This window comes from Candidatus Limnocylindrus sp. (assembly GCF_040397235.1).
Lineage (GTDB): Bacteria > Chloroflexota > Limnocylindria > Limnocylindrales > Limnocylindraceae > Limnocylindrus.
This window is the reverse complement of record NZ_JBBAWH010000005.1, coordinates 23,264-37,260: the sequence shown is the minus strand read 5'-3', so window position 1 is coordinate 37,260 and position 13,997 is coordinate 23,264. Positions and strand designations below refer to the sequence as shown.

At 65.6% G+C, this 13,997-nt stretch carries 15 protein-coding genes; 5 read left to right on the top strand and 10 right to left on the bottom strand.

Annotated features, from left to right (window positions below; translation table 11 throughout):
* Nucleotides 1–124: 124 nt before the first annotated feature.
* The 6 genes from pdxH to AC3LB0_RS05045 all read right to left on the bottom strand — a co-directional run bounded on the left by pdxH (nt 125) and on the right by AC3LB0_RS05045 (nt 4,701).
* Entirely contained in the window at nt 125–781 is a 657-nt protein-coding gene (pdxH, locus tag AC3LB0_RS05070; protein WP_488650078.1) for a pyridoxamine 5'-phosphate oxidase, read from the bottom strand.
* Between the two features lie 5 nt (nt 782–786).
* A complete protein-coding gene (locus tag AC3LB0_RS05065; RefSeq protein ID WP_488650077.1) occupies nt 787–1,479 on the bottom strand; it encodes a dihydrolipoamide acetyltransferase family protein in 693 nt (230 codons plus the stop codon).
* 13 nt (nt 1,480–1,492) lie between these two features.
* Nucleotides 1,493–1,735 carry a lipoyl domain-containing protein gene (locus AC3LB0_RS05060; RefSeq protein ID WP_445844510.1) on the bottom strand — a complete coding sequence of 81 codons (243 nt, stop codon included), beginning with the start codon at nt 1,733–1,735 and terminating at the stop codon, nt 1,493–1,495.
* 87 nt (nt 1,736–1,822) lie between these two features.
* The gene (locus tag AC3LB0_RS05055) at nt 1,823–3,136 is read right to left on the bottom strand and encodes an MFS transporter (RefSeq protein ID WP_488650076.1); all 1,314 of its coding nucleotides are present in this window, start codon (nt 3,134–3,136) and stop codon (nt 1,823–1,825) included.
* Complete coding sequence (locus tag AC3LB0_RS05050) at nt 3,133–4,425, bottom strand: hypothetical protein (RefSeq protein ID WP_488650075.1); 1,293 nt, start codon at nt 4,423–4,425, stop codon at nt 3,133–3,135. Before AC3LB0_RS05050 ends, AC3LB0_RS05055 begins: the two co-directional genes overlap by 4 nt.
* Nucleotides 4,426–4,701 (bottom strand): hypothetical protein, encoded by a 276-nt coding sequence (locus AC3LB0_RS05045; RefSeq protein WP_488650074.1) that lies wholly within the window; start codon nt 4,699–4,701, stop codon nt 4,426–4,428.
* 48 nt (nt 4,702–4,749) lie between these two features.
* On the opposite strand from AC3LB0_RS05045, the gene AC3LB0_RS05040 reads away from it, so the two are divergent.
* The 5 genes from AC3LB0_RS05040 (at nt 4,750) to AC3LB0_RS05020 (ending at nt 10,125) form a co-directional block, all read left to right on the top strand.
* Nucleotides 4,750–6,033, top strand: a complete 1,284-nt coding sequence (locus AC3LB0_RS05040; protein WP_488650073.1) for an MFS transporter — start codon at nt 4,750–4,752, stop codon at nt 6,031–6,033.
* Nucleotides 6,034–6,102: 69 nt separating this feature from the next.
* Nucleotides 6,103–6,957 (top strand): DegV family protein, encoded by an 855-nt coding sequence (locus AC3LB0_RS05035; RefSeq protein WP_488650072.1) that lies wholly within the window; start codon nt 6,103–6,105, stop codon nt 6,955–6,957.
* A gap of 145 nt (nt 6,958–7,102) precedes the next feature.
* Nucleotides 7,103–8,353, top strand: coding sequence for a Glu/Leu/Phe/Val family dehydrogenase (locus tag AC3LB0_RS05030; protein ID WP_488650071.1), 1,251 nt, complete (start codon nt 7,103–7,105; stop codon nt 8,351–8,353).
* Nucleotides 8,354–8,378: 25 nt separating this feature from the next.
* Nucleotides 8,379–8,996 carry a hypothetical protein gene (locus tag AC3LB0_RS05025; RefSeq protein WP_488650070.1) on the top strand — a complete coding sequence of 206 codons (618 nt, stop codon included), beginning with the start codon at nt 8,379–8,381 and terminating at the stop codon, nt 8,994–8,996.
* Between the two features lie 4 nt (nt 8,997–9,000).
* A complete protein-coding gene (locus AC3LB0_RS05020) occupies nt 9,001–10,125 on the top strand; it encodes a phosphotransacetylase family protein (protein WP_488650069.1) in 1,125 nt (374 codons plus the stop codon).
* A 9-nt stretch (nt 10,126–10,134) separates the two neighbouring features.
* On the opposite strand, the gene panC is transcribed toward AC3LB0_RS05020, so the two are convergent.
* The 4 genes from panC to AC3LB0_RS05000 are packed head-to-tail and all read right to left on the bottom strand — an operon-like array spanning nt 10,135 to nt 13,954.
* Nucleotides 10,135–10,995, bottom strand: a complete 861-nt coding sequence (gene panC, locus AC3LB0_RS05015; RefSeq protein WP_488650068.1) for a pantoate--beta-alanine ligase — start codon at nt 10,993–10,995, stop codon at nt 10,135–10,137.
* A 15-nt stretch (nt 10,996–11,010) separates the two neighbouring features.
* Nucleotides 11,011–11,850, bottom strand: coding sequence for a 3-methyl-2-oxobutanoate hydroxymethyltransferase (gene panB / locus AC3LB0_RS05010; protein WP_488650067.1), 840 nt, complete (start codon nt 11,848–11,850; stop codon nt 11,011–11,013).
* A complete protein-coding gene (coaBC, locus tag AC3LB0_RS05005) occupies nt 11,850–13,154 on the bottom strand; it encodes a bifunctional phosphopantothenoylcysteine decarboxylase/phosphopantothenate--cysteine ligase CoaBC (RefSeq protein WP_488650066.1) in 1,305 nt (434 codons plus the stop codon). The genes panB and coaBC overlap by 1 nt, the downstream gene beginning before the upstream one ends.
* Nucleotides 13,151–13,954: a type III pantothenate kinase gene (locus AC3LB0_RS05000; protein WP_488650065.1), complete on the bottom strand. Its 804-nt coding sequence runs from the start codon at nt 13,952–13,954 to the stop codon at nt 13,151–13,153. The genes coaBC and AC3LB0_RS05000 overlap by 4 nt, the downstream gene beginning before the upstream one ends.
* Nucleotides 13,955–13,997 lie beyond the last annotated feature (43 nt).

Sequence of the window (13,997 nt, the reverse complement as noted above, 5' to 3'; positions counted from 1 at the left end):
CTTCCCCGACAGGGTCACCGTCAGACTTGAAGCGCGATCTGCGCTTGGCGGAATCCTATCTGATGCGGGGCGGGAAATACCAGAGGGGGAGCGCAGGGTGGAGCGCGGCGGCCTGGGGGGATTGTTACGGTTGCAGGCGGCGGGTCTCCCAGGGGCCATTAGGGGTGGCTCGGAGGTACTCAAAGCGGTCGTGGAGGCGGTACTCGCCCCCTTGCCAGAACTCCCACTCGGCAGGGGTGACGCGGTAGCCGCCCCAGTGCGGGGGGAGGGCCGGCAGGGCCTCCGGGGTGGGCGCATGGCTGGCCGCCGCCGCGCTCAGGGCGGCCTCGAGTGCGGCACGATCGGCGATCGGCTCCCCCTGGGCGCTGGCCCAGGCACCGAGCTGGCTCTCGCGCGGGCGGCTCGCAAAGTAGGCGGCGGACTCGGCCTCCGAGAGACGGGCTACCAGCCCTGAGAGACGCACCTGTCGCTCGAGGGTCGGCCACCAGAGGGTGAGGGCTGCCGCTGGCCTGGTGGCGAGGTCGCGCCCCTTGCGGCTCCCGTGGTTCGTATAGAAGTCGATCCCCTCGGGACCGATGCCGCGGATCAGGATCATGCGGACGCTCGGGTTCCCGGCCTCGTCGGCGGTGGCGAGGGCGGCGGCGAGTGGCTCGGGGACCTGCTGGGCGATCGCCTCGTTGACCCAACGATGGAACTGGTCGACCGGGTCGGAGAGAAGATCGTTGGCGTCGAGGCGTCCGCGCTGGTAGTTCGATCGATCGCCGAGCGGCTGACTACTCATCGGCGTCAGGCGAGTCCAGCCGGCGCCTCGAGTCGCGACTTGAGGTCGCCGAGGAAGGCGGCGACCAGAGCGCCATCAACGGCGCGGTGGTCGGCGGAGAGCGTTGCGGTCAACATCGTACGCGCCAACACGGCGCCGTCGCGCACCACGGCGCGCGACTCGCTGCGACCCGTCGCCAAGATCGCCACCTGTGGCGGCGTGATGATGGCGGTGAACTGTGTCACTGGGAACGAGCCAAGGTTTGATAGGGTAAACGTCTGCTCGGTGAATTCTGCAGGGCGCAACTTGCCGATCTTGGTGCGCGCGACCAGGTCACGCAGCTCCGCGGAAATGGTGGCGAGATCTTTCGCTGCGCAATCAAGGAGTGCCGGCGCAACGAGGCCATCGGGAATCGCAATCGCGATGCCGATGTTGATCGGCGTGGAGCGCTCGAGCGCCTCGCCCTCCCACACCGCGTTGAGTGCGGGGTAAGCGGCGAGCGATTGCGCGAGGGCGCGCACCAACCACGCAGTGAGGGTGACGCGATCATCACCAGTGCGTCCGGAGTTCAGGGTCTCATTGGCGGCAACGACCGCATCCATCTCAATGTCGGTGGAGACATAGAAGTGTGGCGCCTTTGATTTGGATTCAACCATGCGACGGCTGATCGCCGTGCGCATTGGTGTGAACTCAACGGGCGTTCGCCCTGGCTTCGGCATGCGCGAGTTCGGCTTACTTGCCGTCTTCGACGTAGGCGATCACGGCGCCAACCGCGACTTCGGCACCCGCGGCATGCACGATCTCCACAAGGGTTCCAGCCACAGGGGCCTCGAACTCGACGGTGGCCTTCTCGGTCTCAAGCTCGCCGATTGGCTGGCCTGCGGTCACGGTGTCGCCGACCTTCGCCGTCCAGGCGCCGATCTTGCCGACCTCGCTGTCGTAGCCGAGTCGGGGCATCTCTACTGGTACGCGCATCGCTTCCCTCCTTGGGCGGGCCACGGGCGGCTCGCACGCTCTTGCCTCCCCACGAGGGGTGGCGTTGGGGTTAGTGTAGCCCCGCGCCTAGCGCTGTGACTCGAGGGCCGCCTCGACGGGCATCTCTTCGCCGTGGTGGATGCGCGTCGCCGTATTCCAGTCGTCGCCCACGTCGGCGGTCGCCGCCGCCACGAGGCGGAAGGCCCCCGTGATGATAAAGATGCCGACGTAGGTGGGGTAGGCGACGGGGAGCAGGGCCAGCACGACCACGCCGGCTAACTGGCCGACGGCGAGCGCCCCCGCGGTGGTGGCGCCGTAGGCCGACTGCGCGCGAATGGATTCGCCAGGGGCGGCGAGTCGTAGCACGCGCTCCTGTGCCGAGAGGATGCCGGCGGCGAAGCCGACGGTGATGATGACGATGACCACGAGCAGTACCAGCGGCGCATATGGATTCCATGGACCGGCGAGGATTGATGAGGCCATGCCAACGCCGCGAACGACCAGTGAGATGCGATAGAGACGACTCGCCGAGCCGCGCTCCAACCAGTTACCAATAAGGATCGCGCCGACGAGCGCCGCGGCGGAGCCGATGGCCGCCATGAGGATGGCGTACGCCGCATCCTGTTTCAGCACGACGATCGCGTATACCGAGAGATACGGCGCGAACCCGGCACCAACAGCCGAGATGATGTTGGTGCGAAGGAAGCGGCGCACTGGTGTTGAAAGTGGACCAGAGCTTGCGGCGCGACCCGCCGATACCGCACCAGGTCGTGGCAGCCCGCGCAGCGCGCGCAAGAAGAGGAGGCTGGCGATCAGGCCACCAACGAATGCGGGCGCGTAGATGAGGACGCCCCAGTCTTGCTCGCCAACGCGGACGAGGAGTGCCACGGGCACAAGCAGTACTGAGCCGAGTCCGAACTGAATGGCGAGGGCGCGTGGGGCAACGAAGCGGCGCTCACGCTCGGGGAGGATGCGACCAAACCAGGTCTGCACGTTCGCCCCAGCAATCGCCTGCGCGGTAGCGCCGACGCCGAACCCGATCGCGATCAGGCCGATGCCGGCGAGCGGCGGCAGAACGCCAGCGGCAATCGCCACCACGACGGCGATATAGAGGATGGGTCGCAAGAGTGCGGCCGCGCCGATCAGCAACGTCAGCCGTCGCAGGTCGCCGCCGTTGCGGCGAAGTGCGGCGGGCATAAGCCCCTGCAGAATTCCACCGACAAAGGGGAAGAGGCCGATGAGCGTCGCAAGTGCTGGCGATGCGCCAAGCGTTGTGACGAGGGGGATCGAGAGGCTGTCCCCATTCAGGGCGACGGCGACGGCGTCGGAGACGGCAAGGGTGCGGAAGGCGGCGTAGCGGCCGGTGAGGAAGCGCCGCCAGTCAGCGATCGCCCTACTCACCGCCCGTGAGCGGCGGAGGTGCTTGCTCGGACCTGCTCCTCAATACGATCAATCTCGGTGACGATCGCAGTGCGCAGGGCATCAAGCTCGCCACGGGCCTTGATGGTCGTTGTGTCAATCGCCGTCAGCGTCGTCTTGATCTGCTGCACCGTGCTAATTCGATCGCGCAGCGCGTCAATGGCATCCTTCACCGCCGAGAGGTCGACGCCGCTCCCCTCGGACTTGGCGCGAATCAGCGCCGAGATGCGCGCGAGTCGGTACCCCGCCTCAAGGACCGCAACATCGGGAGCCTCAGGGTCAACAACGCAGTAGACGCCGTGGCGACTGATGGTGAATGGCGAAGCGCCTGCGGGGGCCGCCGCCTCACTGAAGACCATCAGGGCGATCTCAGCCTTGCGATTCTCGCGCGCCTCGGCGAGCTCCTTCTCGATGGCCGGTCCTGTCATCGCCTTGTCTTTCACCTCAACCACAATCCGCAGAACGCTTGCGGAAGCGTCACGGCCGTTGATGGTGATCACCGCGTCGCCCTTCTTGGAGTCGGGGACGGCGCCGGTGACGCCGCCCGTCCCTTCGATCTCATCGTTCGTCGCGCGCAGTAGTTCGGTGTACTCCGCGATGACACGCGACTCAAAGTCGGCGCCCTTCGCCGTCCCCTTCTTGCGCTCGCCCTTCGCCGCCTTCTGCGACGCGTCGAGCTCAACGATCTTCAGCAGCACATCGTCGAAGCGCTTGGCGATCTCGGCGCGGAAGCCGCTCAGTGGCGACGCCTCGCGCGTTGGGTCAAGGAGGTGGGCGAGCTTGCTGGCGTCGCCATCGAAGTAGGTGCCGAGAATGGTGTTGAGCTTGCCGAGCGCCGAGTCGCGGCGGTTCTCGTCGAAGAGGTCCTTGGTGAAGAGGGCGAGCTCGCCCTTATCGCCGAGGAAGCGCTCCAGGGTCGCGGGGAGGGCACCACCCTCGTTTGCGAAGGTCTTGCGCAGGATCTCTTCGACCTCAGCGGTCGCCTTCTTGTTCGACTCGCCGGCGTCGCTGAGCAGCTTGTCGAAGGCGCGACGCACGTGATCCACATCAATGGAGCCGCTGGCGCTCTGCAGCGCCATCAGGCCGACGCGCATGGCGCGTTCAACCGTCTCGGCGCGGTCCTCGGGGGTGCGGCTCTCGAGGAAGCCGGCGAGGGCGCGGTCGATCACCTCGAGCGAGGCGATGCGAATGCGGTCTCCAACGATCTCAACCTGCGTCGGCTTATTCGCCGAACTGATCGGCACGATCTCGGGCACTCGCTCGCCGCTCATCTAGCGGAGTGCAATTTGGCCGCAGCCATCGCAGAGGGCGACGATCGCGTGCTTCTCGCGGGCGTAGCCGGCGGTGTGGAGCACTCCAGGGCAGCCGACGGTGCGGCAGCGCCAGGCCCACGCCTCATCGCCTTCGGCGCCGTCATATGGGAGCGCCTCGGCGCTGAGCTTCTCGGCGAGTCCTTCGCGGGCGCCCAGCGTCCCCGCAATAGCGGCGGCGCGATCCGCCTCGCTCTCACGCTTGTAGGGATACGACTGGGCGACGTTCGTTGGCATGGCCTGAGTATACCGACCACCGAAGACGGGAACCCGTATGCTTCAGAGGTGACTGGATCAATGAAGGCCCTGCTCCTCGGCACCCTAACGTTGCGAACAGCAACGGGGACCACGGGCGCGCTGCTGATCGTCTGGAACAAGTACCTCAACTCCACTGGATCGGTCACGATCACCCCTGTTGATCTTGCAACCATCACGCTCGCCTTTTACGTGACGGAGCTGATCGGCTCGCCGATCTTCGGCATCATTGCCGACCGCATCGGACGAAAGCCCGTGATGCTGCTTGGGCCACTCTTCGGCCTCGCAGCGGTGATCATGACGCCCTTCTCCATGACGATCCCGCTCCTTATTGGTACGCGCCTTCTAGAAGGGGCATCAACGGCGGCTAGCGTCCCCTCGATCCTTTCGTACGTCGCGGCGAAGACGAGTCACGACGCCGCGCTGCGGGGCCGCGTCGTCACCCTCTTTGAAGTGGCGACTCTCGGCGGACTCCTCGTTGCGGGGACGGCCCTGGCTGGCCCGCTCTGGGCGATCTTCGGGCCGGCAGCCTTCGCCGTAAATGGTGTGATCTACGTTCTCGCCCTCCTCTTCTTCGCCTACGGCGTGAAAGATGAACATGCCGCACCACCACCTCAGACTGAGAATCGCCTCCGCAAGTACGTCAAGCTGTTCAGTCAGCGAGGGATCCTGCTCTTCGTGCCAACGTGGGTCTCAATCAACGCCATCATCGGCGTCTGGGTGCCACAAGGGCTCAACCTGCTGCTCGGTGACGAGATGGTGAAGCTCTCTGGTCAGTTCCTGCTCAGCGGCTTTCCGTTTATCGTCGTCACCTCAGGCTTCGCCTTCGTTGCACTCATTGGCGGCGTTGGGCTCTTCTTCTGGGGGAATCGCTTCGCCAACTTCCGCCGCACCACCATGCTCCTCCTCGGCCTGATCGCCTTCGTCGTGGCGATGGCCGCCATCTTTGCCATCAATCGCCTCTCTGGCAACGAGCTGCCGTTGATCGCACTCCTCTTCGCGGTGCTCTGCGGCTCGATGTTCTTCATCGCTGGCGCAACGCCGGCGGCGCTCGGCTTCTTGGCCGACGTCTCCGAGCGGTATCACGCGGATCGAAGCGCGGTGATGGGCCTCTACTCCATCTTCCTCGGACTCGGCCAGGTCATTGGCGTGAAGATCGCGGGCGACCTGGCGGTCACCTTCGGGGTCGACGGCCTGGTCTACGCCACGCTCGGATTCCTCGTGGTTGCGGGCACATTCCTGCTCATCCTGCGCCGCGTTGAGCACGAAATCCTGCTCCCTAGCGCACCCGGGCAACACGGCGCGCACGGCTGATCGGCGCCGATAGACTCTAGGAGACGTGGGGGCGATCTGCCCGCACGCATGCTGGGAGGCAGAGACACCATGGCGAAGTCAACGGTTGCAATCATCACCGACAGCGCATCGGACATTCCACCTGATGCAGCCAAGCGGCTCGGCATCACCATCGTGCCGGTCATCGTCTCCTTCGGCTCCGAGAGCTTCAAGGTGAACGAGGAGCTCTCCATGGATCAGTTCTGGAAGCGACTCACCGCACCTGGGGCACCATTCCCAAAGACCGCAGCTCCGCCACCCGCCGCCTTTACCGCGGCGTATGACAAGGCGTTTGCCGGTGGTGCAAAAGAGATCGTCTCGGTGCACGTCGCCTCGAAGCTTTCGGCGACGTATCGGAACGCCGAGATTGCCGCCGCGGATCATCCGCAGTCGAAGAACATTCATCTCGTTGATACCGCGACCGCATCGGCGGCCGAGGGGCTGCTCGTTGCGCGCGCCTATCATCGCGCCGCCGAAGGCTGGAAGGCGCCACAGATCGTCGCTGAGCTCGGTGAGCTCATTCCAAAGACGCACGTGATCTTCTTCCTTGACTCACTGGACTACTTGAAGGCCGGCGGCCGCATTAGCCCAGCGCGAGCGGCGATCGGTGGACTCCTTTCGGTGAAGCCGATCATCGACATCATTGATGGTGAGGTTGTCACCCTCGATAAGCCACGAACTACGGCGAAGGCGCGCGAGCGTTTCATGGAGCTCATCGGCGCATCACCAATTCAGGAGCTGACCATGCTCCATTCGGAAGCGCCCGACATCGAGGCGTTCCGTGACGAGGTCTGCGCTCGGTTCCCTGAGATCGCCGCCCTGAAGCCAGGGATCGTTCGAGCGGGTGCGGCCATTGGCCCACACACCGGCCCGAAGGGTCTCGGCGTCGCGCTGATCCGCGCCTAGCCACAAAGGCTCGCCGCGCCGCACGGGCGGGAGCACGCCGCAACCTACGCGCAACGTCTTTTTGGGGCGCGTTGTAGGGTGGGGGAGTTCGCCGCACGGCGTCCGCCAGGCACCCGCCAGGGCGGCAGAGGAGAGGTACGAAACGATGACTCCACAGAAGAGCGCCTGGGCAGTTGCGCAGCAGCAGTTCGACCTTGCCGCAAAGCGGCTCGGCCTCGACTCCGGCATCGCCGCCGTCTTGCGCGAGCCACGCCGACAGCTCACGGTGCACTTCCCTGTGCGCATGGACGACGGATCAACCCGAGTCTTCGAGGGGCACCGCGTGCAGCACAACCTCGGACGCGGCCCAGCGAAGGGCGGCATCCGCTTCCACCAGGACGTGAACATCGAAGAGGTAAAGGCCCTCTCCATGTGGATGTCGTGGAAGTGTGCCGTGATGGATCTTCCGTATGGCGGCGGCAAGGGTGGCGTCACCGTTGACCCGAAGAAGTTGTCACTCGGTGAACTTGAGCGCCTGACGCGCCGCTTCACCACAGAGATCGCGGTCATCATTGGGCCAGAGTCTGATATTCCTGCGCCTGATGTGAACACCAACAGCCAGACGATGGCCTGGATGATGGACACCTATTCCATGCATGTCGGCTACACCGTTCCTGGTGTGGTGACCGGTAAGCCGATTGCGCTCGGCGGCTCGAAGGGCCGCAACGAGGCAACGGCGCGTGGTGCAGTCTTCTGCATTCGCGAAGCGGCGGGCAAGATCAACCTCAACCTGAAGGGTGCAACGGTCGTGGTGCAGGGGTACGGCAACGCCGGATCCATTGCGGCGCGGCTGATCAGCGAGCTCGGCTCGAAGGTGATCGCCGTTTCCGACAGCAGCGGCGGCATCCACAACCCAGCCGGCCTCGACCTTGCTGCAGTCGATGCGCATAAGAAGAAGACCGGGAGTGTCGTCGGCTTTGCTGGCGCAACGCTGGTGAGCAACCAGGCGATCCTGGAGATCGCCTGCGACGTGCTCATTCCAGCGGCCCTCGAGAATCAGATCACTGCGGAGAATGCCGGCAAGATCAAGACGAAGATCGTCGCCGAGGCGGCGAACGGACCAACGACGCCAGAGGCGGACGACATCCTCTTCGCGAGCGGCGCCATGGTGATCCCTGACATCCTCTGCAACGCAGGTGGTGTGACGGTGAGCTACTTCGAGTGGGTGCAGAACCTGAACCGCGACTTCTGGGAGGAGGAAGAGGTCAATGTTCGCCTCGAGCAGAAGATGGTTCGCGCCTTCCACGAGGTCTACGACATGGCCCAGAAGGAGAAGAGCCACCTGCGCACAGGCGCATATCTCCTCTCGGTGCAGCGTGTTGCCGATGCCATGACGGTGCGGGGTATCTACCCGTAAACCCTCTGCGCGCTAGGATGCGCACATGGCTGGCCTAGACCACGAAGAGCGCTTTCTCTTTCGCGAGGAGATCCTCGCGCTTGCCGCTGCGCTCACCGAGGGTTCGGCGCTCGACAACGTTGAGGACCTGCTCGTTGACCTGATCACCTCGAGCCACTTCGACGCCGAGGTGGTCACGCTGGAGCGTTCGCTCCAGGCGATGCTCGGCCAGCGCCAGGGGGCCACCTTGGTGACGGCACTCACGGCAGCCCCCGAGGTCTTCGACGAGGTGACAGAGCTACGACTGCCAGCCGAGGTGATCGATCGTCTCGCCGGCTGGCGCGCGCGCTTCGGTCTCGCGATTGATAACGCGCTGAGCTTCCTCTCCAACCCCGACGGCATTCAGGGGCATAACTTCACCACGCAGGTTGCCCATGCCGACGACCGACGAACGTTGCAGGGGCGACTCACCTTCGTGCGCTACAGCAACGAGTCGGAGTTCTTTATCGCCGACGCCAATGTCTTCCTTGAAGTTGCCGCCGAAGTGCTCGATAAGCTCGGCACACACATCAGCCGCGAGGATGTTGACCTAGAGTCGGTGACGCGCCTTAAAGAGGCGGTCAACCTGATTGAGCGTCGCACCGCGCCGCGCGAAGAGGCGTAACCCGATGACCGGCGCCGCGGGCGCACGGCAGCTCTTCCTCGCCGCGACGGGGCAGAACCGCGGCAAGACAACCACCTCACTCGGACTCTTTGCCGCCTTCCGCGCGCAGGGGCTGGACACGGGATTCATGAAGCCTGTTGGCCAACGCTGGATCACCATCGACAACACCCCCGCCGACGAAGATGCCGCCCTGATGCGCGGCGTGTTTGATCTGACCGATGCGGTCGCCCTTCTCTCGCCGGTGCAGATTCCGCGCGGCTTCACGCGCAAGGTAATCGAGGGACAGGTGGTCGAAGACCTCAGCGCGAAGATCATCGCCGCCCAGGTGGAGCTCGCACAGAGGCACGAACTGCTGCTGCTCGAGGGGACAGGGCATGCGGGCGTTGGTGCCGTGATCGGCCTGAGTAACGCCGATGTTGCCGCACTGCTCGGCGCACCGGTGATCATCGTCAGCGAGGGCGGTATCGGCCGACCGATCGACGAGATCGTGTTGAACGCGGCACTCTTCGCCGCGCGTGGCGTTGAGGTTGCGGGGGCGATCGTCAACAAGGTTGACCTTGACCTGCAGCCAGAGTTGCCGCGACTCCTTGAGAAGGGGCTAGAGCGCCACGGAATTCCGCTCCTCGGTGTCCTTCCGTATCGCCAGATTCTTTCGAACCCCACGCTGGCGATCATCGAAGATGGTTTGCAAGGGGAGACGCTCTGGCCAGGCCGCGACATGGACGCAATCATCGGTCGCGTCTCCGTTGCCGCGATGCAGCCTGAGCATGTGATGCAGCGCATCGGCGAGAGCGCCCTCGTAGTCGTTCCTGGTGACCGCGAGGATGTGATCGAGGTGCTCACGCAGCTATGGCTTGACGGGAAAGATCATCCGAACCGACCGCTCGGCTTCGTCCTTAGCGGCGGCTATCGACCGAGCGCCCGAGTGCTGGAGATGATTCGTAAGGCGAACATCTTCGCGGTGTTGATGGAGGGTGATACGTACAGCGTTGCCTCAAACGTGCACGACCTACTGGTGAAGACACACCCTGAAGACCTGCGCAAGATTGAAGAGATCAAGCAGCTCGTTGCCGGCTCACTCGACGTGAGCCGCATCCTTGCGGCGGCACGCCCCGTTCCAACGCGCTAGCCGACGCCCCTACGGGAGCGTGATCGCGTCGATCAGGCGCACTCCATCAACAACGGCGGCGAGAGAGATAAGCGCCTCGCCAGATGCGGCATCACCAACCTGTGCACCTTCTGCAAGTGGCGCGAGCGTTGCGCTCTCGGCGAAGTCGAGGTAGTCGAGCGCGACGCTTGGCTCTGCAGCGATCACCCGCTCGGCGAGTGCCCGGAGCGCGGCAACGCTCGTAACCCCTGAGGCACACGCCTCGGCGATGAGCGAGAGGGCGACGGGGATCGCCTTTGCCGCCGCGATGCGACCGCTCGCTGAGAGCTTCTGATTGCGCGAGCTGAGTGCAAGATCATCACCATCGCGCACCGTTGCCACGCGGTGGATTGTAATTCCGTCGCTGCGCCGCGCCGCCATCCATTCGATGACGCGCACCTGCTGCGCATCCTTCGCGCCGAAGAGAGCCTGGTCGGGGTGTACCAGATCAAAGAGTCGAGATACAACGGTCGCCACGCCAGCGAAGTGCCCGGGCCGCGAGGCGCCCTCAAGCCGCGTGGCGAGCGGACCTGGATCAATTGTTGCAACTGGTTCACCGGGCGGATAGATCTCGTCAACGCCGGGGGCGAATAGTAGGTGCGCACCAGCCGCCTCGGCAGCGTGCTGGTCGGCCGCAAGGGTGCGCGGGTATTGCGCCACGTCAGCGGCAGATCCGAACTGTCGTGGATTGACGAAGATCGAGAGGACCACGGTGGCAGCGGTGCGGCGCGCGGCGGTGATCAGCGCCGCATGACCGGCGTGGAGCGCCCCCATGGTGGGTACGAGCGCAACCGGGCGGGGGAGTTGGGCGAGAGCCTGCTCGAGTTCGGAACGAGTGGTGACGGTACGCATCGCCCAGAGCCTGAGCTAGCGCGGAAGCTCGTCAAGGGCGGCGATCAGTGTTGCGTCGCCAGCAATCCCCTGCGCTGCGGTGGGGAAGCTCCCCGACTCCACGCTGGTTCGCCAGGTGGTGAGGGCGGCGATCGCCTCGTCGCGAAGGTTGGCGATGCGCCCAGCGTGGCGTGGTGCGGCCGCGCCGAGTAGGCCGAGCAGATCGGGGAGCACCTGCACCTGTGCGGTGCAGCCGGCACCCGCGCCGATGCCGATGGTTGGAATCGTGAGGCGGCTGGTGATCGCGGCTGCAAGCTCCTGCGGCACGAGTTCGATCACGACTGCCGATGCGCCGGCCTCCTGCAGGGTGATCGCATCCTCGAGGAGCGCCGCCGCCGCCTCGGGGAGGCGACCCTTCGCGCGCGGCTTGCTCTCATTCAGTGACGACTGCGGCGTGAAGCCAATGTGCCCAATCACGGGAACGCCACTGCGCACGAGCGCAGCAACGACGGGGGCGACGGCGACGCCACCCTCGAGCTTCACGGCACCAGCACCAGCATCGCGGATGAAGTGCGCGGCGTTCTCTGCGGCGGTTGGCACATCCACATACGAAAGGAAGGGCATGTCGCCGATCACCAGTGCGGTGCTCGTTGAGCGAACGACGGCGGCGGTGTGGTGCAGCATCTCGCTCATTCCTACGCGAACGGTCGACTCATGTCCGAGCACAACCTGTGCAAGTGAATCGCCCACGAGCAAGAATTGAATGCCAGCCGCCTCGGCGAACTCAGCGGTGGGGCGATCCCATGCGGTGACAACGGCGAAGTGGCCACCCGCGGCGCGTGCGGCGCGCATGTCGGCAACGGTGTGCCGTGCCATCAGCCTGCTCGCGTTGAGAGGAGCGCCGCCACTCGATCCAGGATGGCGTCGGCCACAACACGCTTCGGCGCCGGGCCCACACGGGTGACGAGGTCGTCGGCCCCAATGATCTCTGCCGCATTCTCGGCGCTCTCAAAACCGATGCCGGGTGCCGTGACGTCGTTGGCGACGATGAGGTCAAGGTCCTTGCCCTGCAACTTCTCGCGTGCCCGTGGTGTTGCACTCGCCTCTGCCGAGAAGCCTACGAGCAGGGTTTGGCGCGTGGCACGTGGGCCGAGCGCCTGCGCTAATCCGGAGAGAAGGTCGGGGGTTGGCGTCAGGCGCAGGGTGATCTCGCCATCGCGACGTAACTTCTCTGTCAGCGGGCCGCCCGCGACACGGAAATCAGAGACGGCGGCGGTGGCAATGAGCGCATCGGCGGGGGTTGCTGCACCGCCGTGCGGTGCGGCGAGGAGTGCGTGGCGCAGTGCAGCATCAAGTGCGTTAACGCTCATGGCGCGCACGATGGTGACCCCATCAGGGAGCGGCACGCTAACACGGGCAGCGATCAGGGTGACGTCGGCGCCTCGATCGCGCGCCGCCTCGGCAAGGGCGATCCCCTGACGACCCGACGAGCGGTTCGCCAAGATGCGCACCGAATCAATCGGTTCTTCGGTGCCACCAGCGGTGACAACGATCCGACGCCCCGAGAGGTCGCCAGCGGGCACCGCCGGCGGACGGCGGCTCTCGTTCGGTTCGCGAATCGGTGCGGCGCCAATGGCAGCCACTACGGCATCAACTATCGCCGCAGTTTCGGCGAGGCGGCCGACGCCGGTGGCACCACTCGCGAGCGCGCCACTGTCTGGTGCAACAAGTGCGTAGCCAAAGTCATCGCGCAGTCGCGCTGCATTTGTTTGCGTTGCGGCATGCGCCCACATCTCGCCATCCATCGCTGGCGCAACGATCACGGGTGCGGTGGTGGCGAGGCAGGCGGCGGTGACCACATCTCCGGCGAGACCGTTCGCCATGGCGCCGATCCACTGCGCGGTCGCTGGCGCAATCAGCATCGCATCGGCGGAGTCGGCGGCAACGATGTGACCGATACGGCCGTCGGGGAGAAGGTCGAGAAGGTCGGCATCAACGGCGTGCCCGGTAAGGGTGCGTAGGGTGAGTGGCGAGACGAACCGCGTGGCAGCTGGGGTGAGGAGCGCCTGCACATCGGCACCCTCAGCGCGCAGTGCACGCACGACCTCTGGCGACTTGTAGGCGGCAATGGAGCCGGTGATGCCGAGGACGATGAGTCGTCCGGCGAGGCGCTTGCTCATGCGCGCACCGCTGCGGGGAGTGCCTTGATCGCACGCAACACAAGCTCGGCGTCGCGATGATCGGCAGCAACAGTGGCGCACCATCCGGCCAGTGCGGCACCACCACTCAGCACCACGGCGGGAGCTGGCGCACCTGGATCTCGGCGTGACATCTCTTCAATCGACTCCCCAATTAGCGCGGTGAGGGCACCGCGTGCACCACGAAGAATTCCGGCGCTGAGCGCTTCGGCGGTGTCGGCCCCAATCGGCCCAGCGAGATCGGGGCTCTCGTCATAGATAGCAACGAGTGGAAGTGCGGCGGCGCCGCTGGCCAAGGCGCGGGAGGCGAGCACCGGAGACGGAGCGATCGCTCCGCCGATGAGGCGGCCACCTCGATCGACGCAGGTGAGGGTGAGCGCCGTGCCGAGGGTCACGGCGATCGCGCCGCGCCCTGCGGGTGCGCCGTACTCCGTATAGGCGAGCCATGCGGCAAGGAGACGGTCGATGCCGATCTGGGCTGGTGGGGTGAGTGCCAGTTCGAGCGGAACATCGGCGGCGCTCACAAATTCGATGGGGATGGCCGCGCCCTTCGCTGCAGCACGGAGCGCCTCGGTGCCGGCTGGCACTACGCTCGCAACACGGAGGGTTGCCGCCCCACCTGCGCGCTGCGCATCGGCGCGTATCGCCGCGATCAGCTCGGCGGCAACGCCACCCCAGGCGACGGCGTCGCGGGGATCGGTCGGGGCGGGGAGGCGCACCACGGCACCGCCAAGCAGGGCGGCCTTCGCCGCACTATTCCCGAGATCAACGGCGTAGCGCACCGCTCAATGATAGGGCGGGCGGCGCGGGTGCGGCGCGGAGCCG